Origin of the sequence: Aminobacter aganoensis (genome assembly GCF_014206975.1) — a bacterium.
Lineage (GTDB): Bacteria > Pseudomonadota > Alphaproteobacteria > Rhizobiales > Rhizobiaceae > Aminobacter > Aminobacter aganoensis.
On sequence record NZ_JACHOU010000011.1, the window covers coordinates 15,630 to 40,878 of the forward strand.

Sequence of the window (25,249 nt, forward strand, 5' to 3'; positions counted from 1 at the left end):
GTCAGATGTTGCTACGGCGTCCGAACGTGCGCTTGCCTCTTGCCAGCCGCTCAAAATCCAAACCGTCGAACATGGAGTAATCGACCCCCTCTTTCAGCGGTGTTCGCGCCATTTCGCGGGCGCGGCTTTCGCTGATCGCCCGAAACCCGTAGAAGTCATGCTCGTCGTCGAGCGTGTGGCCAGCCTGTAGTTTGCGGTCACGCGTATCGACCCTGTTGTCACGCATCAATTCAATATTGCCGCCACGAAGGGAATGGAAAACTTCCTTGCGCTTCTCCGTGACGCCTGCCTTTTCGAACAGCCGGCTCATGTAAGAACTGGCGCTCTTTGACGGATCAATGAGGCGCATCAGTTCCGGGAACAGAAACTGGTCGCCGCGCGCTGCCGCCCATTGGACGAAACCGATCTCCTTCAGGAAGCCGTGCAGCACAAAGAACGTGGAACTGGCTTCAGTCTTGATCGGTACACGTCTCCAAGTCTTGCCGACCTTGATGATGCCGCTGGTCTGAGCAATCCAGACGTCTTTGTATTTCTCGCGGATATCATTTCCCGTGAGGTGGACGAGCAGGCCAAGCCGACGCCCTGTGAGATGACCAAGCAGTGGCAGCATGGCCTCGTCCAGAAGTCCGCGATCGATGCCTATTCTGAAGATGCGACTGATCTGGTCTGCGCTGAGCGGCTCTGTCGCCTGACTTGGCGCGGCCGTCTCGGGATAGAAAATCTTGGCGCCGGAGAATGGATCGCGGTAATCGTGCTCGGTCAACTTTGAGCGAACCATCGCCTTGATGTTGGCGACATAGCCCTCGCGCAGCGTCTTGATACCGAGCGGCTTTTGCGACAGGTCCCGGTTGGACGCGATGATCTCGCGGGCGCTCATGCGGACGGGGCGTTCCTTCACCGAAGCCGGCCAATATTTCAGGAGCGCGACGTAGGCCTGCAGATCGGTGCCCGTGTACGTGTCGACGGGATGGTCGCCGATCAACTCGATGAACAGGTCGCGCCTGAAGCGGGCCGTTTCCACGTCGGCATTGTCCTCGCCCGATCTGGCTTTTCTTGCGGCCAGGTATTCGTTCGAAATGGTGCTAAACAGCGGTTTACAGGAGGGGCGCCGCTCCACCGTGCGACGATCGAGCTCGAAGGCAGGCACCGACGAGGTGGCTTTGGACATTGTCCGGGCTGCTGGGCGCGGCTGTCCTGCAGCAGCGGGGCCGAGTTCCGACCCTGAGGTGGCTGGCTGGGTAAGCACTGGCGGAGCGATGGTCGCTCCCTCGCGGTTCGTGGCGAGCGGCTCGGCACCGATTGCACTCGTGCGAGCAATCTTGTCGACATAGCGCGTCTTCAGGAGTTCGACATTGTCGACGACCACTGGATTTCCCGCCGGACCCATTGCCAGTTCGCGCGCGATGCCCACCAGCCCGCGAACCCCTTCGAAGGCAGCTTCCTGATGCGGCGGGCTCGGAGGGGGTTCCTGCGACAGGAGCGAGGTCATGGCCTTTAGGTAACCTCGAACCTCGGATGCCACTTCGCCCGCTGTCTCGCCCGAGAACTGCGGGGTACCATGCCCGTATCTTCCCTTGCCGCCGTCATTGTCCTGCCCGCTAGCCAATCGCCGTGTCCTGATCCTGTCGAAGCAAAAGCGGGCATGCGCCGCCATCAGGTCTGCCTGGACACGTGCCTGCCGCGCCGTCAGCGCGCCGAGGCTGACGCGGACGGGGCGCAGGGCTTGGTCGCACAGGTCCTTCGGGACCTTAATCTGAAAGATGTAAACAGAGCCTGACCGTACCAGGTAGCGACCGGGTCGCGCTTTCCCAGGCCGTGCGTTGCCCGCTGATCGCAGCGGTTCCGCATCTTTCGCGGGTGATACTTCGCCCGATACACCAAGCGATACTTTCGACGATACTTCCATCCCGGAAACCCTTTTCTGGGCTCCCGGTCGGGCGATTGCCGTGGGAAATCAGCTGCTTGCGTGCAATTTGGGGAAGAGTGACACCCCAAGTGGCGGAGAGGGAGGGATTCGAACCCCCGATGGGCTTGCACCCATGCCGCATTTCGAGTGCGGTGCATTCGACCACTCTGCCACCTCTCCGCGGTCGTGATCGGCCGTTGCCGGCGCGGCGCAGTAGATAACGGCTCATCGCCTGTCGCACAAGGCCAAATATGACTCTCATCGCGCATCTTTTCCGCCGGCTCCGAATTGGCCCGCGAGACGCTGCGTCAGATGGCCGGGCTATCTCCTGGCGTGGCGACGTCAGCCGGGTCGCCTGGCGCGCGTGCAGGGCGTACAGGAAGCAGATTGAGGGTGTCTGTCCGGCTTGCTCGTTGCGGGTCCAGCGCGTATCTAAGGTAGCATTGTCGGTTCGCCATATCAGTGCCGGCTGAGTTGTAGCCACTAGATGTCCGTTTGGCAGCCTGTTTGCCTTGACTCCACGACAACCTTCGGTTACGGGACGCCCTGCATTCGGCGTGGGGGATTCTCTGCGCCGTTTGTTTTGAACCCGTAAAGACTGACAAAAAGACGGCCGGGACCGCTTCGAGTGGTTCAACAAGGTCGACCGAACAGCGAAAGGCATAAAATGTTCGCAGTCATCAAAACGGGCGGCAAGCAGTACCGCGTCGCCGCCAATGATGTGATCAAGATCGAGAAGCTCGTCGGCGTCGCCGGCGATACCGTTGAATTCGTTGAAGTGCTCGCCGTTGGCGAAGGCGACAATGCAGAGATCGGCGCGCCCTTCGTGGCCGGCGCCGTGGTGACGGCGGAAGTGGTCGAACAGGGCCGCGCCAAGACCGTCATCGCCTTCAAGAAGCGTCGCCGCCAGAACTCGCGCCGTTCGCGCGGCCATCGTCAGCACCTGACGACGGTCCGGATCGCCGAGATCCTGACGGGCGGTGCCAAGCCTTCGAAGAAGGCGGCAGTGAAGGCCGAAGCCGTGGCTGACGAAGCCGCAGAAAAGCCCGCGAAGAAGGCAGCGCCGAAAAAGGCTGCAGCCGTCGCGGAATCAGAGTAATCAGAGCGACTGAAGGAGAACACCCATGGCACATAAGAAAGCTGGCGGTTCGTCGCGCAACGGTCGCGATTCCGAGTCGAAGCGCCTTGGCGTCAAGAAGTTCGGCAGCGAATCCGTGATTCCGGGCAACATCATCGTCCGTCAACGCGGCACCACATGGCATCCCGGCGTCAACGTCGGCATGGGCAAGGATCACACCCTTTTTGCGCTCGAAGCCGGCGCCGTGACCTTCAACAAAAAAGCCAATGGCCGAACCTACGTATCGGTTAATCCGATTCTCAAGGCCGCGGAGTAGCCGGTTCCGCACTACAACACCGGCGCCCCATCTCGGGAACCGGTGTCTGGCCAAGCCAGGAAAAGGATCAGGGGAGATGGGTCGCCATCTCCCCTTTTTCATTTTCCTGGAGGATATGTGACATGGTTGCCGAGAAGGACGACGTCGAAGACGAAAGACTGTCGATCGACTGCCCGATACTGCTGACGGAGCGGCTCGTGCTGCGCCCGCCGCACGAGGACGACATCCCCGAGCTGGTGCAGCTCGCAGACAACAGGCACGTCGCCGAAATGCTGTCGCGCATGCCGCACCCCTATGGCGAAGCCGAGGCGCGGGCCTTCCTGTCGATGGCGCGCGGCCAGCGTGGCGGCGTGGTCTATGCGATCACCCTTGCCGACACCGGCGCCTTCGTCGGTTCGGCCGGGCTCAACTACACCGACCGCGGCCTCGAACTCGGCTACTGGGTCGGCGAGCCCTACTGGAAGCACGGATACGCCACCGAGGCGGCGCACGCGCTGGTCGATCTCGCCTTCCGGGTGACCGACATCAACGTGCTCAACGTCTCGTGCCGCGTCATCAACCCGGCGTCGCGCCGGGTCATCCACAAGTGCGGCTTCCAGTATGCGGGGCAGGGCATGCTGAACTCGATTGTCGCCGGCCAGGTGCCGGTCGAGCGCTACCGCCTCGACCGCAAGACCTGGGCGAGCCTCAGGTCGTGGGCGCGCAGCTAGCCGGCTCATGCCAGCTCGAGCCAGACCGGCTGGTGGTCGGAGCCTTGCGCGTCCTTGTCGATGCGGATGGACCTGACGCTTGCGGCGAGGCCGGCCTGCACGAAGGCATAGTCGATGAGGCGGGATTTTTCCGGATGGGTCGCGTCGGTCCAGGAGACCGACCCATCCGGAACGCCACCCGCCAGCGCATAGGCATCGACCGGGTGGTGGGCGACGATCTGTGCGCCCTCCACCGGGTCGGGCGCACCGGCCATGACGAGATGCTCGGGCGAGCCGGGGACCATGTTGAAATCGCCCATCAGTACGAATTCTTCGGGGCTGGGGAGCTCGGGGAAGCCGTATTCGACAGCGCCTGATATGGCGCCGCCTTCCATCGGATAGGCATAGACCCGCTCCTTGAGGTGGCGGATCTGCGCGATCCTTTCCTCGAGATTGACGTGGTCGAGATGCACCGAATAGACGCGCAACGCTCCGGACGGCGCCATGACGAGCGCTTCCAGCGCCGAACGCTGCAGGTTGCCGCGGCTCAGGCGCCGGCTGCGCGGCAGAAGCAGGTTGCGCGACGCCACGATCGGCCAGCGCGACAGCACCATGTTGCCGAATTGCAGGCGCTTGTTTGCCGGCTTGCCGTCGTCGCCGACCGTGCCGAAATCGATGTCCATGGCAACGCCGTAGACATGGAAGTAGTCGGGCAGCAGGCGCGCCAGGCCTTCGACCATGTCGGCCATGTTGTTGCGCATGAAGTTGCGGGTCACCTCCTGCAGGGCGATGATGTCGGCACCCTCGATCGCGGCGGCAATGCGCCCGAGGTCGTAGCGTCCGTCGCGACCGACCCCATATTGGGTGTTGTAGGTGACCAGTTTCATCTACGTCCTTTCCATGCGCGTCTCCGCGCCCAATCCGCTCTCGCCCTTCGCCGCGCCTTGCGCTATGGCAAGTGCGCTGAAACAACGAAATAACAGCAGAAGACGAAGAGTCCGATGAAATTTCTCGATCAGGCCAAGGTTTACATCCGCTCCGGCAATGGCGGCGCGGGCGCGGTGTCGTTCCGGCGCGAAAAGTTCATCGAGTTCGGCGGTCCCGACGGCGGCGATGGTGGCCGCGGCGGCGACGTCTGGCTGGAAGTCGTCGACGGGCTGAACACGCTGATCGACTATCGCTACCAGCAGCATTTCAAGGCGCAGACCGGCATCCACGGCATGGGCCGCAACATGACCGGCGCCAAGGGTTCCGACATCGTGCTCAAGGTGCCCGTCGGCACGCAGGTCTATGAAGAAGACAACGAGACGCTGATCTGCGACCTGACCCAGGTCGGCCAGCGCTACCTGCTTGCCAAGGGCGGCAATGGCGGCTTCGGCAACCAGCATTTCAAGACCTCGACCAACCAGGCGCCGCGGCGCGCCAATCCCGGCCTGGAGGGGCAGGAGATGTGGGTCTGGCTCCGGCTCAAGCTGATTGCGGACGCCGGCCTCGTAGGCCTGCCCAATGCCGGCAAGTCGACCTTCCTCGCTTCGGTCACGGCGGCCAAGCCGAAGATCGCCGATTATCCCTTCACCACGCTGCATCCGGGCCTTGGCGTCGCACGCATCGATGCGCGCGAATTCGTCATCGCCGACATTCCCGGCCTGATCGAGGGCGCGCATGAGGGCGTCGGCATCGGCGACCGCTTCCTCGGTCATGTCGAGCGCACGCGCGTGCTGCTGCATCTGGTGTCAGCGCAGGAAGAGAACCCGGGCAAGGCCTACAAGGTCGTGCGCGGTGAGCTCGAAGCCTATGGCCATGGACTGACCGACAAGATCGAGATCGTGGCGCTCTCCCAGGTCGACACGCTCGATCCCGATACGCGCAAGAAGAAGATCGCGTCGCTGAAGCGCGCCGCTGGCCGCGCGCCGATCCTGCTATCGGCCGTCACGCGCGAGGGCGTCGAGGAGACGCTGCGGGCGCTGATGAGCGTCGTCGAGGAAGCGCGCCAGGCAAGCGGCGACGTCGCGCCCGCCGATGCGCGGTGGACGAAGTAGGCCTGGACATGACCATCCCTTCGCTGAGGACCTACAAGCGCATCACCGTCAAGATCGGCTCGGCGTTGCTGGTCGACCGCTCGACCGGTCTCAAGCGCGAATGGCTGGCCTCGATGGCCGACGACATTGCGACGCTTTCGGAACGCGGCGCCGAGGTTCTGGTCGTGTCCTCGGGCGCCATCGCGCTCGGCCGCACCATGCTTGGTCTGGGCAAGCGCGCGCTGAAGCTCGAAGAGAGCCAGGCAGCCGCCGCCGTCGGCCAGATCGAGCTGGCCGGTGCCTGGTCCGACGCGCTTGGGCGCAAGGGCCTGAAATCGGGCCAGATCCTGGTGACGCTGGGCGACACCGAGGAGCGCCGGCGCTACCTCAACGCACGCGCCACCATCTCGACGCTGCTCAAGATGAAGGCGGTGCCCGTGATCAACGAGAACGACACGGTCGCCACCACCGAAATCCGCTACGGTGACAACGACCGCCTGGCCGCGCGCATGGCGACGATGATGGGCGCCGACCTGCTGGTGCTGCTCTCAGACATCGACGGGCTCTACACCGCGCCGCCGGCGCATGACCCGAACGCCAGGTTCATTCCTGTCGTCGACCGCATCACGCCCGACATCGAGGCGATGGCGGGTGCCGCCGCCTCCGAACTGTCGCGCGGGGGCATGCGCACCAAGCTCGACGCCGGCAAGATTGCCACTGCCGCAGGCACGGCGATGATCATCACCGCCGGCACGCGGATGTCGCCGCTGCTGGCCATCGATCGCGGCGAACGCGCCACCTATTTCCGCCCGAGCGGTAATCCGGTGAAGGGCTACAAGACCTGGATCGCCGGTCAGCTCGAGCCGGCAGGCCGGTTGACGGTCGATGCCGGTGCGGTGGGTGCGCTGCTCTCCGGCAAGTCGTTGTTGCCGGCCGGCGTGAAGCTGGTCAGCGGCAATTTTTCGCGCGGCGACACGGTGGCGATCCTGGCGCCCGAGGGTCGCGAGATCGCGCGCGGGCTGGTTGCCTATGACGCAGCGGATGCCGTAAGGATCGCTGGGCTGAAGACGGCGGAAATCGAAACCGTGCTTGGCTACGAGGCGCGTTCGGCGATGGTCCATCGCGACGATCTCGTTGTCAGCCACAATGATACGGTTGCGGTGCAAGCGGAAGGGTGAGGACATGCTGAAGGCGCATGAGAAGTCCCATGAGGATACGGCGCGGCTAATGGCCGAGATCGGCCGCAAGGCTCGTGCAGCCGCCCGCCCACTCGCCATCGCTTCTGCCGAACGCAAGCACGCCGCCCTGATCGGTATGGCCGAGGCGATCACCCGCCGCGAACAGGAAATCCTCGACGCCAATGCCATCGACGTTTCGAATGGCGAGGAGGCTGGCCTGAGCGGCTCGTTCATGGACCGGCTCAAGCTGACGCCCGCGCGCATCCGCGACATGGCCGATGGCATCCGCGCGATTGCCGATCTTCGCGACCCGGTCGGCGAGGTCATCGCCGCATGGGACCGTCCCAACGGCCTGCACATCGAGCGCGTGCGCACGCCGCTCGGCGTCATCGGCGTGATCTATGAAAGCCGGCCGAACGTAACGGCCGACGCGGGCGCGCTCTGCCTCAAGGCGGGCAATTCGGTGATCCTGCGCGGCGGCTCGGACTCGCTCAATTCGTCGCTGGCGATCCATTCCTGCCTGGTCGAAGGTTTGAAGGCGGCCAAGCTGCCCGAGGACGCGATCCAGCTGGTGCCGGTGGCCGATCGCGCTGCCGTCGGCGAGATGCTGAAGGGCCTGTCGGGCAATCTCGACGTCATCATCCCGCGTGGCGGCAAGAGCCTGGTCGAGCGCGTGCAGAACGAGGCGCGCGTGCCTGTGTTTGCCCATCTCGAAGGGATCTGCCATCTCTACATCGACAAGTCGGCCAAGCTCGACATGGCGGTGGCGATCGCCGTCAACGCCAAGATGCGCCGTACCGGCATTTGCGGGGCTGCGGAGACGCTGCTGGTTGACCGTGCCGTTGCTTCGACCCATCTGGTACCGGTGCTCGAGGCGCTGCATGCGGCTGGCTGCGAAATCCACGCCGAAGAGGACGTGCTTGCAGCCTTCGCCGACGCCAAGCCCGCGACCGATGCCGATTGGGTGACGGAATACCTCGACGCCATCATTTCGGTGAAGCTTGTCGATGGCGTCGCCGGTGCCATCGAGCACATCGAGACGTTCTCTTCGCACCATACCGAGGCGCTCGTCGCCGAGGATGCCAAGGCGGTCGAGCGCTTCTTCAACGAGATCGACTCGGCGATCCTGCTGCACAACGCCTCGACGCAGTTTGCCGATGGCGGCGAGTTCGGCATGGGCGCCGAGATCGGCATCGCCACCGGCAAGATGCATGCGCGCGGACCGGTCGGCGTCGAGCAGCTGACCTCGTTCAAGTACCGCGTGCGCGGCAACGGACAGCTCAGGCCGTGACGGGACGCATCGGGTCGGTGTGACGGCTCAGGGGGCTTAGAGTTGCTGTTGCCGTCAGAGCCGCCAGTTTCGCAAAAATACCTGCGCATGCCGCATGCGATGAAGGGCGTGCAGGTCGGGCTGTTTGGTGGCTCGTTCAACCCGCCGCATGCCGGCCATGGCCTTGTCGCGGAAATCGCGATGCGCCGCCTGCAACTCGACCAGTTGTGGTGGATGGTGACGCCAGGCAATCCGCTCAAGAGCACGCGCGAGCTGGCACCTCTGGCAAAACGCATCGAATTGTCGGAGCAGGTCGCCAAGAATCCGCGCATCAAGGTCACGGCCTTCGAAGCCGCGCATCACGTGCGCTACACCGCCGACACGCTGGCGCTGATCAAGGCGCGCAATCCGGGCGTCGATTTCGTCTGGATCATGGGTGCCGACAATCTGCGCGGCTTCCACCGCTGGCAGCGCTGGCGCCAGATCGTCATGACCTTTCCGATCGCGGTCATCGACCGGCCGGGGGCGACGCTGTCGTTCCTGTCTTCGGTCGTCGCCAAGACCTTCGACTACGCCCGCGTCGACGAGGGTGACGCGCCGCTTCTGGCGCGGATGAAGGCCCCGGCCTGGACCTTCATCCACGGACCGCGTTCGCTGCTGTCGTCGACGGCTTTGCGGAACGGCACAGCCAAAACCTAGAGTGGGCGCAATTGCGGACGGAAACCGTGCGCACTTTTCTGAAATCTAGCTAGCCCCTGATCGGGATCCAGAGCTCGTAGCCGCCATTGCCCGTCGCAGGGTCGAAGCTCTCGGGGTAGAGTTCGAAATTGGGGCCGTCGGCGGCCTGATGTCCCGAGGTGGGCAACCACTTGCTCCACACAGTGTGGGTGATGCGCCGGATCATCGAGATGTGGTCGGTGGTGGCGAACACGGCGTAACGCTGCGGCGGAATGCGCAGGCGGCTGTATTCCGACGTCAGGCTGGAGAAATCGGAGACCTCGACACCGGCAATGTACTCGAAGCTGTCGTCGTCGAAGTTGTAGCAGACGCCATAGCCGACATGGTTCTTCTGGCTTGGAACGCTGCCGAAATGCGGGCCGAAACGCTGCCACAGCGCAGGTATGCCATGGCTGGTTTCGCTGGTGTAGCGCTCGCTGAGACCAGCGATGAGCAAGGGGGTGCCGTCGACGAAGCGCGACGGGGCAAGGTTTTCGACAAAGGTTTCATCCATCTTGAGATGCTCCACGCATTCGAATTGGGGAACGGTGCCATTGGCCCGCACCTCCTCGGGCGTCTGCCCGAATTGGCTGCGGAAAGCCCGGGTGAACGCCTCATGCGAGCCGTAGCCGGCGTCGAGCGCTATCGCCAATATGTCGGGTGCGCCCTTGGCCAGCGCATGCGCCGCGTCTGTCAGGCGGCGCGCACGGATGTAACCCATGACCGAATAGCCGGTGGCGGCAGCGAAAGCTCGGGACATGTGGAAACGCGAAACGCCGCCAGCCGTGGCGATTTCGTCGAGCCCGATGTCGCTGAAGTAGTGGCTTTCGATGAACCAGATGGCTTTCTGAACGGGGGTCATGGTTGCTTCCGGCATGAGGACGGCCCCGATATGCCTGCTGCCGGGGCGGCCCATTTGATCGCGCTTGCTGCACAGCGCTTTTTTGCGAAGATGTCGATGGCGAAAACGCCGGCGGACGACTTTTGATCCAGTCCGGGATTTTGGCCAAGCCAGCACGATCCATGTCGCAATCGCGGCTGCGCAAGGGTCTTGGGCAGGCGAGGTTGATGCATGGGTCAGCGGGGCGATGTTGCGGTTGCAGTGGAGGATGGCGGACGGACGCCGGCCATAGCCGTCGTCGGCGTGATCCTGGCCATGGCGCTGGTTGCCGTCGGCAACGGCCTGATGTTCGGCTACATCCCCGTTCGCCTCGGCGCGGCAGGATATGCGCCGGCCTGGGCAGGCTCGATCCTCACCGGCCTCTCGGCCGGCGGCATCGCCGGCTGCCTGCTCACCGGCATGCTGGTTCGCCGCGTCGGCCATGCGCGCGCCTACATGGTCTTCTCCGCGTTGATCGTGTTGTCGAATGTCGCCGTTGGCGCAGGCACTTTCCCGTTCGTCTGGATCGCTGCGCGGGTGCTCTACGGCTTTGCCATATGCGGGCTGTTCATCGTTGCCCAGAGCTGGCTCAACGATGCCGTCGGCAACGAGATACGCGGCAGAGTCATGGCGATCTTCTACGTAGCTTATGTCGTCGGCCTTGGCGTCGGCTCGTTCTTGCTGCGCTTCGTCGACATCGCCACGGCCCAGGCGCCGCTGCTGTGCGTTGCCTTCGCTGCCATCTCCATCCTGCCTGTCGGGCTGACCCGCCTGCGCCAGCCGCCACCGCCGATGTCGGCATCGGTGGCGCTCGCACGGGCCTGGCGCATCTCGCCCGTGGGCGTCGCAGGCATGCTGGCCGTTGGCGGCCTATCTATGATGATTACCGGCTTTGCGCCGATCCACGCCACCGCCAGCGGCTTCAGCCAGCAGGAGGTGGCGACGCTGTTGTTTGCCATGCCGCTCGGCACGCTGCTGTTCCAGATTCCGTTCGGGTGGGTTTCCGACCGCACGGACCGGCGCCATGTCCTGGTGGCGGCGGGGTTGCTGGTGGTGATTGCCGGCCTTGCCGCCAGCCGTTTCGACGGCAGCGCGCTGCCGATCATGGTTGCGATCTACGTCGTGTGGAGCGGCGCGAGCGAATCGATCTATTCGCTGTCGAGCGCGCATGCCAGCGACCGGGCCCACAAGGACGATCTCGTGGCGTTGTCCAGCAGCATGCTGTTCGCCTGGTCGCTGTCGGGTTTCGTCGTCCCCGGCCTCGGGACCGTGCTGACCGCGGTCTACGGCACCCAGGCCTTCATGCATGTGGCGATTGTCATAGCAGCCGTGTTCACGGCGTTCGTCCTGTGGCGGCTGCGGACCAGCCGAGCCGTGCCGGCGGGCGAAGCGGGCAGCTTTTCGCCGATGTCGGCGCAGCTGCCGCCGTCGGTCGATCCCTAGGGGAAAGTCGTGCACGGCCAGCCCCAGGCGATCAACTTGTTGGGTCTCGTCTTGAAACTGTACCCCAACTCTGCCTATTTAAATGGTGTCATCCGAGTTCAGGGTGATTTGGTTGTTCCTGTCGGAAAGGAAAGACACTGAGAACAGCACTTCGGAAGAGGGCGGAAATCCTGCCTTCGCCGGCCGGGATAGGCGAAATAGACGCTGTTGCCCGCGCCATCAAGACAGTCCTTGCCAGTCTGGAAGACTCCAAGGCCGAAGACATCGTCTCCATCGACATTCAGGGGAAATCGAGCCTGGGCGACTACATGGTCGTAGCCTCGGGCCGGTCGCACCGTCATGTCGCGGCGGTAGCCGATCATCTCCTCAAGGCGCTCAAGGATGCCGGTCTCGGCGCGCCCCGCGTCGAGGGCATGTCGGGTGCCGACTGGGTGCTCATCGATTCCGGTGATGTCATCGTGCACGTCTTCCGGCCCGAAATCCGCGAGTTCTACAACATCGAAAAGATGTGGCAGGCCCCGGATCTCGAGGAAGAAACGGTTCATTGAGCCGTTAGACGACAGGGATGAAGGTCGCGATACATGCCGTGGGCCGGATGAAAGCCGGCCCTGAGAAGGATCTCGCCGACCGCTATCTTGACCGGTTCTCGAAAAGCGGCGGGCCACTCGGCCTGGACTTTTCCGGGGTCACCGAGATTGCCGAAAGCCGGGCGCAGAACGTCGACGAACGGCGGCGCGAGGAAGCCGACAGGCTGCGCGCGCAGATGGCGTCGGGAACGGCGCTGGTCCTGCTCGACGAGCGCGGCAAGAACCTTTCATCGCAACAATTTGCCGACAAGATCGCCGGGCTGCGCGACGGTGGCCAGCGCGGGTTGATGATCGCCATCGGCGGCCCCGACGGCCATGACGAGGCGCTTCGCAACGAGGCGCAATTGCTGATCTCGTTCGGTGCTGCCACATGGCCGCACCAGATGGTTCGTATCATGCTCGGCGAGCAACTCTATCGTGCCGCGACAATTCTCTCGGGGCATCCGTACCACCGCGCGTGAGTGCCCGGAATTCGACAAAATGGCCGGGCAAAAGTCCGCATGCGGTCGCGCCCGGCAAACATGGTTGATGGTTCGTTAACGATGCCGCCGCTAAGGTCACAGACATAGAACCGGATCATCGCATGGCGCGGAATTTTTCCCTGAAGGCGTGGCTCCAGCCATGCCGCGGCATCGTCGCGGCGGGCTGGATTGCGCTCGCCTGCGGGGCTGCGTCAGCGCAGATGGGGCCACCCTTGCCCGATCCCGACAGGACCCGTTCCGAGCTCGAGAACCTGTCGCGCGACATCCAGGTTTCGTCCGAGCGCCGCGAGAAGCTGGCAGCCGAAATCGCCCAGGTGAAAAAGGATCACGCCTCGATCACGGCGGCGCTCATCCAGTCGGCCAAGACCGAACGCAAGCTTTCGCAGGACATCGAGGACATCGCCGGCAAGCTCGAAGGGATGAAGGAGCAGGAATCCGGCATCCGCAGCTCGCTCAACATGCGCAAATCCGTGCTGGCCGAGGTGCTCGGCGCGTTGCAGCGCATGGGGCTCAATCCGCCGCCGGCCATCCTGGTCAAGCCGGAGGATGCGTTGTCATCGGTGCGCAGCGCCATCCTGCTCGGCGCGGTGGTGCCCGAACTGCGGTCGGAGACCGAGATCCTGATGGCCGACCTCAAGGAGTTGTCGCGGGTCGTGACCTCGATCGAAGGCGAGCGCGATCGGCTGACAACAGCGATGACTGCGCAAGCCGGCGAAAAGGCGCGGCTCGACCTGCTGCTCGAGGCCAAGAGCCGGCTGCGCTCGAGCACCGAGACAGCGCTTGCCGAAGAATCCAAGAACGCGGCCCAACTGGCCGCGCGCGCCGACAGTCTCAAAGATTTGATCGCCTCGCTCGACAAGCTGGCGATCAAGAAAGCAGCCGATGCGGAGGCCGCGAGAAAGGCTGCCGAAGCGGCGGCAAAAGCGGCCAACGAGCCCGTCGTCGCTGCCGTGCCGGAAGCCAACCAACTTGTTGCTTCCGCTCCGTTTTCCCTGCTTCAAGGTCAGGTTTCCCTGCCTGTCACAGGGCGCATCAAGCGCCGCTTCGGGGCTGACGACGGCATAGGCGGGACCATGCTCGGGGACATGGTTGCGACACAATCGGGCGCCATCGTGACCGCTCCGGCGGATGGAAGCGTTCTTTATGCGGGGCCTTTCCGCTCCTATGGTCAACTCTTGATCCTCAATGCCGGCGACGGCTATCATGTCGTCTTGGCGGGGATGAGCAGAATCACCGTTGCGCCGGGTCAGTCCGTACTAGCTGGCGAACCGATCGGTGCGATGGGAGAGGCGAGGGTGGCGAGCACCTCGGCCTCCGACAATGCGAATGCGACGCCGGAACTCTATGTCGAGTTCCGCAAGGATGGAAAACCCGTCGATCCGACCCCGTGGTGGGCGGACCGCACCTCTGGAAGGACATGAAATGATGCGTAAACTGTCGCTTCTGCTTGCCGGGGCGCTGATGGGAGCCACGGCCATGGGCCTGGTGTATGGTGCGCCAGGCTCGACGGCAAACGCGGCAGGTTCGGAAACCTACCGCCAGCTCGCCATCTTCGGCGATATCTTCGAGCGCGTGCGCGGCCAGTATGTGACCCCGCCGGACGAGAAGTCGCTGATCGAGAATGCCATCAACGGAATGCTGACGTCGCTCGACCCGCATTCGTCGTATCTCAACGCCGAAGCTGCCAAGGACATGCGCGTCCAGACCAAGGGCGAGTTCGGCGGCCTCGGCATCGAGGTGACGATGGAGAACGAGCTGGTCAAGGTCATCACTCCGATCGACGACACTCCTGCCGCCAAGGCGGGCGTGCTGGCCGGCGACTTCATCTCCAAGATCGATGGCGAGGAAGTTCGCGGTCTGACGTTGAACGACGCCGTCGAGAAGATGCGCGGACTGATCAACACGCCGATCAAGCTGACGATTTTGCGCGAAGGTGCCGACAAGCCGATCGAGATTTCGATCGTGCGCGACGTCATCAAGGTCAAGGCCGTCAAGTTCCGCGTCGACAACGACGTCGGCTACATGAAGATCACCTCGTTCACCGAGAAGACCTTCGACGACCTGCAGAATGCCATCGAGCAGATCAAGAAGCAGGTGCCGGACGACAAGCTCAAGGGCTACGTGCTCGACCTGCGCCTCAATCCGGGCGGCCTGCTCGACCAGGCGGTCAGCGTGTCCGACACCTTCCTCGATCGTGGCGAGATCGTCTCGACGCGCGGTCGCGATCCGAAGGACATCACGCGCTTCGATTCGCGTGCCGGCGACGACATCGACGGCAAGCCGCTGATCGTCCTGGTCAATGGCGGTTCGGCGAGTGCCTCGGAAATCGTGGCGGGCGCGCTGCAGGATCATCGCCGGGCAACCGTTGTGGGCACGCAGTCCTTCGGCAAGGGATCGGTGCAGACCATCATCCCGCTGGCCGAGAACGGTGCGCTCCGCCTGACGACAGCGCTCTACTACACGCCGTCGGGCAAGTCGATCCAGGGCAAGGGCATCACGCCCGACATCAAGGTCGACCAGCCGTTGCCTGCTGATCTGCAGGGTCGCGACGTGACCCGCGGCGAATCGGAGCTCAAGGGCCACATCAAGGGCGCCGAGGAGAGCGACACGGGCTCGGGTTCGGCCGCCTATGTGCCGCCGGAGCCGAAGGACGACCTGCAGCTCAACTATGCGCTTGAGTTGCTGCGCGGCCAGAAGACCGATCCGGCGTTCCCGCCGAATCCGGACAAGGCCGTGATGAACAACCAGTAGGCAAGAGCCAGCGAAAAGCTGGCCTGCATGGCTGGGCAATGCGATGCTGCCGGGACCGCAAGGTTCCGGCAGTTTGATTCGGGGGCTAGCCGCAGGTCGTGGTGCAGATCGACAAGGAAATCGACCGTCCGCTCGGACAAACGTCAGGGCGTCGTCCTGGAGGCAGGCGCGCGGCCCGGCTGCGCAAGGGGCCGCTAGTCGCCGGGATTTGCCTGCTGGCGGTCGTCGCGGTTTCGGCGGCCATCGCGCTGCGCGACAAGCCATTCCGGGCGCCCGAGCTTGTTGCCGTGTCCAAGCCGGAAGCAGTTCCGGTCCCCGCCGAGGCGTTGCCTGCGGCCAAGCCATCGAGCCCGGTCTCCAATGGCGGCCCGTCAATCATCAAGGTCAACCCGACCGAAGGCAGTGGCGCGATCGTCATCCGCGACCCGTCGGCGGTGGGTCAGAACCCGCGGATAGCGCATCTTCCCGACAGGGCGCTGATCGAAGACAGCGCAACCGGCCCGCTGCCTATTCGCGCGGCAGACGGCCGGCGGGCGTTCGACGTCTATGCGGGAGCGTGGTCGGGTGCGCGCGGCGCCAGGGTGGCGATCGTCATCGGCGGGCTCGGCCTGTCGCAAACCGGGACGCAGCAAGCGATCGGCAAGCTGCCGCCCGAGGTGACGCTGGGATTTGCGCCGCAAGGCAACAGCCTTGGCCGCTGGATGCAGACGGCGCGGCGCGAGGGCCATGAGATCGTCATGCAGGTGCCGCTCGAGCCGTTCGACTTTCCCAACGTCAATCCCGGCCGCAACACGCTGACCGTTGACGCCAGCGCCGACGAAAATCTCAAGAACCTGCGCTGGACGCTGTCGCGGACCACCAATTATACCGCCGTGATGAGCTACATGGGCGCGCGTTTCTCGACGAGCCCCGAGGCGATGGGCCTGCTGATGGCAGAGCTCGGCAAGCGCGGCATCGGATATGTCGACGACGGCTCGTCGGCGCGCAGCCTGGCGCCCGAACAGGCGCTGAAGAACGGCGTGCCGTTCGCGGCGGGAGATGCAGTCATCGATGCCGTCCAGGATCGAGGCGCGATCCTGAGCAAGCTCGACGAGCTCGAGCGGACCGCCCGCGCCAAGGGGTTCGCCATCGGCACGGGCAACGCCTTCGACGTCACCGTTGATGCGGTCGCGTCATGGGCAAGCGAGGCACGCAAGCGCGGCATCGAGATCGTACCGATCTCGGCGGTCGCGAGCGACCCGGAACGAGGATAGGGATGCATGTCGAAGAACAGGATCGCTCCGGAGGATCTGCCCTACCGTCCCTGTGTCGGCATCATGGTGTTGAATGCCAAGGGCCTGGTCTGGGCAGGGCGACGCATTGCCGAGCCTGACGGCGAGCTGTCTGATGCCAGCCAGCTTTGGCAGATGCCGCAAGGCGGTATCGACACGGGCGAGGCGCCCTATCCGGCCGCGACGCGCGAACTCTACGAGGAAACCGGCATGCGCAGCGTCACGCTGCTCGCCGAGGCCCCCGACTGGATCAACTACGACCTGCCGCCGCACCTCCTGGGCATTGCGCTGAAGGGCAGATATCGCGGCCAGACGCAAAAATGGTTCGCCTTCCGCTTCGACGGCGATGAGAACGAGATCGCCATCGACCCACCTCCGGGAGGGCATTCCGCCGAGTTCGACCGCTGGGCATGGAAGCCGATGTTCGAGTTGCCGGACCTGATCGTGCCATTCAAGCGCAAGGTCTATGACGAGGTCGTGGCGGCGTTCAGGCACCTCGTGGCATAGGCCCCGCGGCCGCTGCCCTTGACAAGCCGTGCCGGGTCAGCGACCCTTTACGCATGTGCACCATCGCTCATATTGGCAGTTTTGCCCTGTTTCGGGTCTGCCCCATCGCGGGATCCTAGCCCCGGCTCGGTCGCTATGCGACTTCCGAGCCCCTGGGGCACATTCTTCAACGCATGAAATCATGAGCAACGAACCGCATCGCGGTTCGGCTTGAACATTTAGGTAGTCCGTTTCGCGGACGACCGGTCGCGCGCGTTCGCATCGAAGCGGCGGCCGGGTAAGAATTCATGAGGCTTCCATTGCGCCAGAACATTAAGCAGCGTCGCGAGCACGAGATCGTGCTGAGTGAAAGCGACCACGCCAAGCTGACCGGGCTTGCCGAATCCAGCCTCGACCGGCTGCCCGAAATTGCCGAGGAGCTGCTCTCGGAAATGGACCGGGCCAAGATCAAGCCGCTCAGCCGCATTCCGGCCAATGTCATCCGCATGGGCTCGAAGGTGACGTTCCGCAGCGGCGACGGCGAGGTCAAGACAGTCACGCTGGTCTATCCCGGCAAGGCCGATATCGCCGAAGGCAAAGTGTCCATCCTGACCCCGGTCGGTGCAGCCTTGATCGGCCTGCGCGAGGGTCAGTCGGTTGCCTGGACCTCCAGGGCCGGCCGCCGTCTCGAGATCGAGATTGTTTCGGTGGAAGCACCCGTCGAAGGCGTCAACTGACCGCCCGCCAACCAAGTTCCGAACTGTGCGAGTGCAGGGCCGATGGCCGCGCTTGCGGAGATGCGCCATGACCGAATGCCAATTGACGACCAAGGATTTCGCCATCGTGAAAACGATGCTCGACCGCCTGGCGTGGTCGGGTGGTCCGCTCGTTGCACTGCTGCGACGTAAGCTTGCTTCGGCGCAGGTGGTGTTCTCCAACGAAGCGGATGCCGATGTGGTGACACTGAACAGCCGCGTGACCTTCAGTGTCGACGGCGGCGCGCCTCATACCCGCATCGTGGCGCACGGGCCGATGGACGGCATGGTCGGACAGATCATCCCGATCACCGTGCCACGCGGGCTGGCATTGCTTGGCCTGCGCAAGGGCCAATCGATCTCGGTCGATTGCGGCCGCGGCTCGACGGAGACCATCCGGGTCGACGAGATCCACTACCAGCCGGAGGCAGCGCGACCGGCAATCACGACGCCGGAAGCCGATCCCGATCCATCCGGACGCCGCTTTCCGGTGCTGGTGTTCAGCTCGGATGCGCCGCAGACACTTGGCGCGCCGAAAAAAATCCGGCACAGCTCCAGCAATGGCGATGATCCGGGCCCCTCGGCGGCCTGAGGAGGCGCCTGCTACAGCAACACGCATCCCAAAGGCTTGCGCAACAACGCTGTAGGATCTTGTGTTTGTGCATGGTCCACTCTGAAAATCGATTATGGTTCAGGGGGACAGGCACCTGGGGGCGCAATGAAGGTCATAGTCGTCGGCGGCGGTGTCATCGGGGTGACGACCGCCTACTATCTTGCCGAGGCCGGGCACGAGGTGGTCGTCTACGATCGCCAGAAGGCGCCGGCGCAGGAGACCAGCTTTGCAAATTCGGGCGAAATCTCGTCCGGCTACGCCTCTCCGCTGGCTGCCCCCGGCGTGCCTCTCAAAGCGCTCAAATGGCTTGGCATGAAGGACGGGCCATTTTCCTTCCGCCCGAAGCTCGATCCCAAGATGTGGCTCTGGCTGGCCAGGATGCTGCGCAACTGCACGGCATCGCGCTATGCGGCGAACAAGGCCTTGATGATGCCGCTGGCCGAATACAGCCGCGACATGCTGCGGGTCCTGCGCGAAGGCACCGGCATAAGCTACGACGAGCGCAGCCATGGCACGTTGCAACTGTTTCGCACCCAAGAACAGCTGGACGGCATAGCCTCCGACGTTGCGGTCCTCGACAGGTTTGAGGTGCCTTATGAAATTCTCGATGCGGCGGGCTGTATCGCAGCCGAACCAGGCCTTGCCGGGGCACGCCAGGGCATAAGCGGCGGCTTGCGGCTTCCGGACGACGAAACCGGCGACTGCCGGTTGTTCACCGAGCGCCTTGCCGAATTATGCGCCGAACGCGGTGTCGTCTTCAGGTTCGGCAAGGGCGTTTTTTCGCTGGAGCACTGGGGAGGGCAGGTCCGGCAGATCACTTCCGGCGACGGCCGCGTGGGAGCGGATGCCTTCGTGCTGGCCGCCGGCAGCTATTCCGAACGCTTCATGCGCAAGCTGCAGCAGCGTGTGCCGGTCTATCCGCTCAAGGGCTACTCGCTCACGGTGCCGGTGGCGGATGCGGCCCGGGCACCGGTTTCGACAGTCATCGACGAAACCTACAAGGTTGCCGTCACCCGGCTCGGCGACCGCATCCGCATCGGCGGCACTGTCGAGATGTCGGGCTTCGACCTGACCCTGCACGAGTCGCGTCGCGCGCCGCTCGAACGGTCGCTGTCCGAACTGTTCGGCGGCGCCGGCAATCTGCGCGAGGCGCATTTCTGGTGCGGCCTGCGGCCGATGACACCCGACGGACCGCCCATTGTCGGCCGGACCAAGTTGCCGAACCTCTACATCAACACCGGCCACGGCATGCTCGGCTGGACGATGGCCTGCGGCTCGGCGAAAATCCTGGCCGACACGATCTCCGGCCGCGAGCCGGAGATCGACGCCAGCGGCCTTGGCCCCGAGCGCTATTGGGTCTGAACCTTCACGCGACCTTTTTCAGCGAACGCGGCACTTCCGTCGACTGGTACATCGAGATGACGTGGCCGTCGGGATCGGCGAATTCGGACGACCAGCCGCCTGGTGCATGACTCACCGGGGTGACGATGGTCACGCCCTTGCCGGCCAGCGACGAGACGATGTCGTCGATGCCGCCGTCGGCGATCTCGAAGACGATGATGGGCGAGTTGCCAGGGTGCGACTCCATCTTGAAGAAGATCAGGTCGACGCCGTTGACGGTGCTGGCGATCAGCCAGTCGCCCTCTCCGTCGCCCTCCATGCGCTGGACGTCCAGCCCCATGACATCGCGATAAAAGGCCTCGGTCCTGTCGATATCCGAGACGTAATAGCAGATGTTGCCGAGTTTGCGTTTGCCGAACATTCTGGTCACTCCGTGATTTCGGTTGCACGCCTGTTGAGTTGCCGTGCGGCAGGGTTTTGTGAGGTGCCGATCACAAAAAGATGTCCGTCGGGATCGTGGCTTGCGAGTAGGGCGCCCGGTTGCCGCGCCATCGCCAGCAGGGAGCGCCTGATGCTTCCGAAGGCTAGCGCGCCGGCCAGGCCGGGGATTTCGGCGACCGGGTCGCCGCCAAAGGCCGTCCAGCGCCGCCGGATCTCGGCGATGCGCTGGCGAAGTGCGGGGTCGGCAAGGCGCTGCAGCCAGGCGATCTCCTGCCGCGTGTGACCCGTCAGGGCCAGCAGCGTGGTCGTGCGCAGGCTGGGCGGCAAAGTCGCCACGAAACGCACGGGCACGGTTTCGGCATGCGCCGGCTCGCAGCTGCCGGCGGCAAACGGTGCCTCACGCTGCCTGCGGCGTACAGCCGAACGCGCGTCGAAGGCAGCACGGCGCCGCAACGCGCCTTCCAGCCAGCGCCGGTTCTCGATCTTTGACAGGTCGGTGCGCCCTGCTTCGACCGCCGCGACAAGGATCGTCTGCAGCAGGTCTTCGGCCTCGTCGGCGCGTCGCGTGGCGCGCCGGGCCTTGCGCAGCAATTCTGCGTAGGGGCGGGGCAGCAAATCGGTTTCCTCGCATGGAAGGGCGATGTTAGCGGATGTGCGAGATTGTCGGAAGGGCTCAGGACACGCCGCACGCGTGAAAGCATGACGCTCAAAGCCTATGGGCTAGATGAACAGAGCCCGTTCGCGCTCCACCGCCTTGGTGATGAAACCCGCCACTGTCTGGACGCGGCGCAGCGGCCGGACGGATTCGTGGTAGACGAGCCAGTAGGCGCGGCGGATCGGGGCTATGGCCGTCACCGGCACGATCTCTGAAATGGTGCGGGCGATGAAGGTGTGCAGGATGCCGATGCCGGCGCCGGAACGCACCGCCTCGACCTGTCCGAGCGCCGACGAGATCGAAAAGGCCGACTCCCAGGAGGGACTGAACTCGGCGGCGTAGTCGAGCGAGGGGCTGACGACGAGATCGGGCACGTAGCCGATCAGGCGGTGGGCCGAAAGCTCCGTGCGCGAAGTGGGCAGGCCGTGTTCTTCGGCATAGGCGCGCGAGGCAAACAGGCCGAGCGAATAGTCGACGAGCTTTGCCGCCACCAGCCGGCCTTCGCTCGGCCGCTCGGTGGTGATGGCAATGTCGGCCTCGCGCCGCGACAGCGAAAAGGTTCTGGGAACCGGGACGAGCTGGATGCGGAGGTCGGCGTGCTGGGCCGTCAGCGCACCGAGGCGCTGGGCCAGGAAGGCGACGCCAAAGCCGTCGGGGGCGCCGATGCGCACGGTGCCCGCGACCTCGTCGCCTTCACCCGAAATCTCGGCGCGGGCAGTCAGCATGTCGGCTTCCATGCGCTCGGCGACTTCCAGGAAACGTTCGCCGGACGGCGTCAGTTCGCTTCCCGTCGTCAGCCGGCGAAAAAGCTTGGTCTTGAGCGCTTCCTCGAGTGCTGCCACGCGGCGCGACACCGTTGCGTGGTTGAGCTCCAGCCGGCGCGCGGCCCCCAGGATCTGGCCGGTGCGGGCGACAGCGAGGAAGATGCGGACGTCGTCCCAGTTCATCGGCGATTCCCATCCTGAGGGCGAGGAAAGCTGCGGTCCGCACACCCTACTATGCATGAAATCGCATTCAAGCTCTTGTCGGGCTTTATTTTCTGCACAACGGTTGCGTTCGCCCTCGCGTTGCAAAGGCGCGTGTTAAGCGGGACAATAGGCCATCAGCAAGGAATTGGGAGAGAAGCAATGGTCGACTACGGTCATTTCATCGGCGGCAAGCATGTCGCCGGCACCAGCGGACGCAAGCAGGACGTGCTGCAGCCGATGGACGGCTCGGTGCGCGCCACCGTGGCGCTGGCCTCGGCGCAGGAACTGCGCGCCGCAGTCGAAAACGCCAAGGCAGCGCAGCCGGCATGGGCAGCCACCAATCCGCAGCGCCGCGTGCGCGTGCTGATGAAGTTCCTGGAGCTGGTGCAGAAGGAATACGACTCGCTGGCCGAACTGCTGGCCCGCGAACACGGCAAGACCATCGCCGACGCCAAGGGCGACATCCAGCGCGGCCTTGAAGTGGTCGAGGTCTGCATCGGCGCTCCGCACATGATGAAGGGCGAGTTCACCGACGGCGCTGGTCCCGGCATCGACGTCTACTCGATGCGCCAGGCGCTCGGCGTCGTCGCCGGCATCACCCCGTTCAACTTCCCGGCGATGATCCCCCTGTGGAAAATCGCCCCGGCCATCGCCTGCGGCAACGCCTTCATCCTGAAGCCTTCCGAGCGCGACCCGGGCGTGCCGCTGCGCATTGCCGAGCTGTTCCTTGAAGCGGGTCTTCCCGCCGGCATCCTCAACGTCGTCAACGGCGACAAGACCGTGGTCGACGCCATCCTCGACGATCCCGACATCAAGGCCGTCGGCTTTGTCGGCTCGACGCCGATCGCCCAGTACATCTACAGCCGCGGCTGCGCCAACGGTAAGCGCGTGCAGTGCTTCGGCGGCGCCAAGAACCACATGATCATCATGCCAGACGCCGACATGGACCAGACAGTCGACGCGCTGATCGGCGCCGGCTACGGCTCGGCCGGCGAGCGCTGCATGGCGATCTCGGTGGCGGTGCCGGTCGGCCACGACACGGCCGAGCGGCTGATGGAAAAGCTGGTTCCGCGCGTCGAAAGCCTGAAGGTCGGCCCTTCGACCGACTCGTCGGCCGATTTCGGCCCGGTGGTGACGCGCGAGGCGCTGGAGCGCATCAAGGGTTACGTCGACATCGGCGTCAAGGAAGGCGCCAAGCTGGTCGTCGACGGCCGCGGCTTCAAGATGCAGGGCTACGAGAACGGCTTCTACATGGGCGGCTGCCTGTTCGACCATGTCACCGCCGAAATGCGCGTCTACAAGGAAGAGATCTTCGGTCCGGTGCTGTCGGTCGTCCGTGCGCCGAACTATGAGAACGCGATCAAGCTCGCCAACGACCACGAGATGGGCAACGGCGTTGCCATCTTCACCCGTGACGGCGACGCTGCCCGCGATTTCGCCTCCCGCGTCCAGGTCGGCATGGTCGGGATCAACGTGCCGATCCCGGTGCCGATCGCCTACTACACCTTCGGCGGCTGGAAGGCGTCGTCCTTCGGCGACCTGAACCAGCACGGCACCGATGCCTTCCGCTTCTACACCAAGACCAAGACGGTGACGTCGCGCTGGCCCTCGGGTGTGAAGGATGGTGCGGAGTTCGTCATTCCGACGATGAACTGATAGCCCTCGATCAATCCTAAAACTGAAACGGCCCGGAACTCGCTTCTGGGCCGTTTTGCGTATCCGGTTCGACTCCGGAGCTGCTACCGTGTCGCCGCCGACTCGGCGTGGGCGCGCAGCATCGACATAAGCCGCTCGGCTTCCTGAGCCGCACCTTCCTCGTCATGCTCGAGGATCGAGCGGATCAACGCGACATGGTGTTCGGCCGACGCGGCGAGGCCGGTCTCGCGCTGGTAGCGGAACCAGAAGCGGCGGCTGTGGGTCTGCAAGGGCGCGGCCAGCCGGGCGGCGAAATCATTGTCGGCGGCGAGCGCCAGCGCTTCGTCGAGGGCCTTGTCGGCTTCGAGGAAGCCGAGCACGTCGGCCGCAATCACTGCCTTCTGCATCGCCAGGGCGGCGGCATGGAACTGGTTGGCGGCGTCGCGGGTGACGAAGCGCGCCGCCGAGCGGGCGAGCACGAGTTCGATGCCGCGCCGCGCGTCGAGCACGCGCAGCCAGTCGCCGGGGTGGAGCGGCGCAATCGCCAGGCCGGCGCGCGGCCTGATCTCGACGAGCCCTTCCCAAGCCAGCCGCTGGATCGCCTCGCGCACCGGCGTGCGGCCGAGGCCGAGCCGATCGATCAGTCCGCCTTCGGTGGCAACGCTGCCGGGGGCGAGTTCCAGGGTCACGATCAGCCGTTCCAGCTCGTGATAGGCGCGGGTCGCTGCCGGTTCCAGTTTCTCAACTTGCATGATCGAATCGTTTGAAAGCGCAATGATATATTTTTGATATATCAGAGCCGAATCCGGATTGACAGCACTGGTTTCCTCGTCATATATCAGTGATATATCAGATGGAGAAAGCACCATGTGGGCCGGAGTCATCCCAGCAGTCACCACCAAGTTCACGGCGGACGACCGCCTCGACCATGCCGAGATGGAGCGCTGCTTTGCGTTGCAGATGGAGGCAGGGTGCGACGGCCTGATCGTCGCCGGCTCGCTCGGCGAAGGCCCGATGCTGTCGCATGACGAGAAGATCGAGGTGCTGAAGACGGCCCAGAAGGTCGCCGGCAACAAGCCGGTGCTGCTGACCGTCAACGAGGCCGGCACCCGCGAAGCAGCCGCGATCGCCAGGCGCGCCGCCAAGGAAGGCGCCTCCGGCCTGATGGTTGTGCCGAGCCCGATCTACCACACCAATCCGGAAGAGACGGTGGCCGCCCTTCGCGCCGTGGCCGAAGCCGGCGACCTGCCGGTGATGATCTATTCCAATCGCCTCGCCTATCGCGTCGACGTCACCGTCGACCAGATGGAGGAGCTGGCGTCGGACAAGCGCTTCGTCGCGGTCAAGGAATCGTCGGACGACATCCGCCGCTCGACCGAGATCATCAATCGCCTGGGCAACCGCTACGATCTGTTCACCGGCGTCGACAACCTCGCCTTCGAGGCACTGTCGGTCGGCGCCATCGGCTGGGTCGCGGGACTGGTTGTTGCCTTCCCGCGCGAGACGGTCGCCATCTACCAGCTGATGAAGCAGGGCCGCCGCGAAGAGGCGCTTGCGATCTACCGTTGGTTCCGCCCACTGCTCGACCTCGACGTCTCGACCTATCTGGTCCAGAACATCAAGCTGGCGGAGGTGCTGGCGATCGGCTCCAACGACCGCGTGCGCATGCCGCGCAAGCCGCTTTCCGGCGAGCGCCGCAACGCGGCCGAAAAGATCATCAAGGATGCGCTGGCGATCAGGCCCAAACTGCCGTCGTTCTGATCAGGGGC

General features: G+C 64.4%; 26 protein-coding genes and 1 tRNA gene. 19 read left to right on the forward strand and 8 right to left on the reverse strand.

Features of this window, described 5'->3' with window-relative positions:
• Position 1 precedes the first annotated feature (1 nt).
• Complete coding sequence (locus GGR00_RS18795) at positions 2-1,906, reverse strand: site-specific integrase (RefSeq protein WP_184700385.1); 1,905 nt, start codon at positions 1,904-1,906, stop codon at positions 2-4.
• Positions 1,907-1,996: 90 nt separating this feature from the next.
• Positions 1,997-2,086: transfer RNA gene (locus GGR00_RS18800), tRNA-Ser, on the reverse strand.
• Between the two features lie 487 nt (positions 2,087-2,573).
• Here GGR00_RS18800 and rplU point away from each other — a divergent pair.
• The 3 genes from rplU (at position 2,574) to GGR00_RS18815 (ending at position 4,010) form a co-directional block, all read left to right on the forward strand.
• The gene (gene rplU, locus GGR00_RS18805) at positions 2,574-3,005 is read left to right on the forward strand and encodes a 50S ribosomal protein L21 (RefSeq protein WP_184700386.1); all 432 of its coding nucleotides are present in this window, start codon (positions 2,574-2,576) and stop codon (positions 3,003-3,005) included.
• A gap of 25 nt (positions 3,006-3,030) precedes the next feature.
• Complete coding sequence (gene rpmA / locus GGR00_RS18810; RefSeq protein WP_055974797.1) at positions 3,031-3,300, forward strand: 50S ribosomal protein L27; 270 nt, start codon at positions 3,031-3,033, stop codon at positions 3,298-3,300.
• Between the two features lie 122 nt (positions 3,301-3,422).
• Positions 3,423-4,010, forward strand: a complete 588-nt coding sequence (locus GGR00_RS18815) for a GNAT family N-acetyltransferase (protein ID WP_184700387.1) — start codon at positions 3,423-3,425, stop codon at positions 4,008-4,010.
• Between the two features lie 5 nt (positions 4,011-4,015).
• Here GGR00_RS18815 and GGR00_RS18820 read toward each other — a convergent pair whose 3' ends face one another.
• Positions 4,016-4,876, reverse strand: a complete 861-nt coding sequence (locus GGR00_RS18820; RefSeq protein ID WP_184700388.1) for an endonuclease/exonuclease/phosphatase family protein — start codon at positions 4,874-4,876, stop codon at positions 4,016-4,018.
• A 114-nt stretch (positions 4,877-4,990) separates the two neighbouring features.
• Here GGR00_RS18820 and obgE point away from each other — a divergent pair, with 114 nt between their 5' ends.
• The 4 genes from obgE (at position 4,991) to GGR00_RS18840 (ending at position 9,154) form a co-directional block, all read left to right on the forward strand.
• Positions 4,991-6,028, forward strand: a complete 1,038-nt coding sequence (obgE, locus tag GGR00_RS18825; protein WP_055974785.1) for a GTPase ObgE — start codon at positions 4,991-4,993, stop codon at positions 6,026-6,028.
• A gap of 14 nt (positions 6,029-6,042) precedes the next feature.
• Positions 6,043-7,185: a glutamate 5-kinase gene (gene proB / locus GGR00_RS18830; protein WP_184700478.1), complete on the forward strand. Its 1,143-nt coding sequence runs from the start codon at positions 6,043-6,045 to the stop codon at positions 7,183-7,185.
• A gap of 4 nt (positions 7,186-7,189) precedes the next feature.
• On the forward strand, positions 7,190-8,476 hold the full coding sequence (locus GGR00_RS18835) for a glutamate-5-semialdehyde dehydrogenase (RefSeq protein ID WP_184700389.1): 1,287 nt from the start codon (positions 7,190-7,192) through the stop codon (positions 8,474-8,476).
• 87 nt (positions 8,477-8,563) lie between these two features.
• A complete protein-coding gene (locus GGR00_RS18840) occupies positions 8,564-9,154 on the forward strand; it encodes a nicotinate-nucleotide adenylyltransferase (RefSeq protein ID WP_055974778.1) in 591 nt (196 codons plus the stop codon).
• Between the two features lie 49 nt (positions 9,155-9,203).
• Here the strand turns inward: GGR00_RS18840 and GGR00_RS18845 are convergent, their stop codons facing one another.
• Positions 9,204-10,034, reverse strand: a complete 831-nt coding sequence (locus GGR00_RS18845) for an AraC family transcriptional regulator (protein WP_055975463.1) — start codon at positions 10,032-10,034, stop codon at positions 9,204-9,206.
• Between the two features lie 210 nt (positions 10,035-10,244).
• On the opposite strand from GGR00_RS18845, the gene GGR00_RS18850 reads away from it, so the two are divergent.
• From GGR00_RS18850 to GGR00_RS18895, 10 genes are all read left to right on the forward strand, one after another.
• Entirely contained in the window at positions 10,245-11,495 is a 1,251-nt protein-coding gene (locus GGR00_RS18850) for an MFS transporter (protein ID WP_184700390.1), read from the forward strand.
• Positions 11,496-11,665: 170 nt separating this feature from the next.
• Positions 11,666-12,043: a ribosome silencing factor gene (rsfS, locus tag GGR00_RS18855; RefSeq protein WP_055974772.1), complete on the forward strand. Its 378-nt coding sequence runs from the start codon at positions 11,666-11,668 to the stop codon at positions 12,041-12,043.
• Positions 12,044-12,060: 17 nt separating this feature from the next.
• Complete coding sequence (gene rlmH, locus GGR00_RS18860) at positions 12,061-12,543, forward strand: 23S rRNA (pseudouridine(1915)-N(3))-methyltransferase RlmH (RefSeq protein ID WP_055974768.1); 483 nt, start codon at positions 12,061-12,063, stop codon at positions 12,541-12,543.
• A 122-nt stretch (positions 12,544-12,665) separates the two neighbouring features.
• Complete coding sequence (locus GGR00_RS18865; protein ID WP_184700391.1) at positions 12,666-13,985, forward strand: murein hydrolase activator EnvC family protein; 1,320 nt, start codon at positions 12,666-12,668, stop codon at positions 13,983-13,985.
• Position 13,986: 1 nt separating this feature from the next.
• Positions 13,987-15,315, forward strand: a complete 1,329-nt coding sequence (locus GGR00_RS18870; RefSeq protein ID WP_055974762.1) for a S41 family peptidase — start codon at positions 13,987-13,989, stop codon at positions 15,313-15,315.
• Between the two features lie 98 nt (positions 15,316-15,413).
• A complete protein-coding gene (locus GGR00_RS18875) occupies positions 15,414-16,568 on the forward strand; it encodes a divergent polysaccharide deacetylase family protein (protein WP_184700392.1) in 1,155 nt (384 codons plus the stop codon).
• 6 nt (positions 16,569-16,574) lie between these two features.
• Positions 16,575-17,093, forward strand: a complete 519-nt coding sequence (locus GGR00_RS18880; RefSeq protein WP_184700393.1) for an RNA pyrophosphohydrolase — start codon at positions 16,575-16,577, stop codon at positions 17,091-17,093.
• Between the two features lie 299 nt (positions 17,094-17,392).
• Positions 17,393-17,809 (forward strand): nucleoside diphosphate kinase regulator, encoded by a 417-nt coding sequence (gene rnk / locus GGR00_RS18885; RefSeq protein WP_246441483.1) that lies wholly within the window; start codon positions 17,393-17,395, stop codon positions 17,807-17,809.
• A gap of 67 nt (positions 17,810-17,876) precedes the next feature.
• Positions 17,877-18,419 carry a GreA/GreB family elongation factor gene (locus GGR00_RS18890; protein WP_184700394.1) on the forward strand — a complete coding sequence of 181 codons (543 nt, stop codon included), beginning with the start codon at positions 17,877-17,879 and terminating at the stop codon, positions 18,417-18,419.
• A 126-nt stretch (positions 18,420-18,545) separates the two neighbouring features.
• A complete protein-coding gene (locus GGR00_RS18895) occupies positions 18,546-19,802 on the forward strand; it encodes a D-amino acid dehydrogenase (RefSeq protein ID WP_184700395.1) in 1,257 nt (418 codons plus the stop codon).
• Between the two features lie 4 nt (positions 19,803-19,806).
• On the opposite strand, the gene GGR00_RS18900 is transcribed toward GGR00_RS18895, so the two are convergent.
• The 3 genes from GGR00_RS18900 to GGR00_RS18910 all read right to left on the reverse strand — a co-directional run bounded on the left by GGR00_RS18900 (position 19,807) and on the right by GGR00_RS18910 (position 21,824).
• Complete coding sequence (locus GGR00_RS18900; protein WP_184700396.1) at positions 19,807-20,202, reverse strand: VOC family protein; 396 nt, start codon at positions 20,200-20,202, stop codon at positions 19,807-19,809.
• Between the two features lie 5 nt (positions 20,203-20,207).
• Positions 20,208-20,837, reverse strand: coding sequence for a hypothetical protein (locus GGR00_RS18905; RefSeq protein ID WP_055974744.1), 630 nt, complete (start codon positions 20,835-20,837; stop codon positions 20,208-20,210).
• Between the two features lie 105 nt (positions 20,838-20,942).
• Positions 20,943-21,824 carry a LysR family transcriptional regulator gene (locus GGR00_RS18910; protein ID WP_055974742.1) on the reverse strand — a complete coding sequence of 294 codons (882 nt, stop codon included), beginning with the start codon at positions 21,822-21,824 and terminating at the stop codon, positions 20,943-20,945.
• 180 nt (positions 21,825-22,004) lie between these two features.
• On the opposite strand from GGR00_RS18910, the gene GGR00_RS18915 reads away from it, so the two are divergent.
• Complete coding sequence (locus GGR00_RS18915) at positions 22,005-23,501, forward strand: CoA-acylating methylmalonate-semialdehyde dehydrogenase (RefSeq protein WP_055974739.1); 1,497 nt, start codon at positions 22,005-22,007, stop codon at positions 23,499-23,501.
• Positions 23,502-23,584: 83 nt separating this feature from the next.
• On the opposite strand, the gene GGR00_RS18920 is transcribed toward GGR00_RS18915, so the two are convergent.
• Complete coding sequence (locus GGR00_RS18920) at positions 23,585-24,232, reverse strand: GntR family transcriptional regulator (RefSeq protein WP_055974737.1); 648 nt, start codon at positions 24,230-24,232, stop codon at positions 23,585-23,587.
• A 115-nt stretch (positions 24,233-24,347) separates the two neighbouring features.
• On the opposite strand from GGR00_RS18920, the gene GGR00_RS18925 reads away from it, so the two are divergent.
• Entirely contained in the window at positions 24,348-25,241 is an 894-nt protein-coding gene (locus tag GGR00_RS18925) for a dihydrodipicolinate synthase family protein (RefSeq protein WP_055974735.1), read from the forward strand.
• The last annotated feature ends 8 nt before the right edge of the window (positions 25,242-25,249 follow it).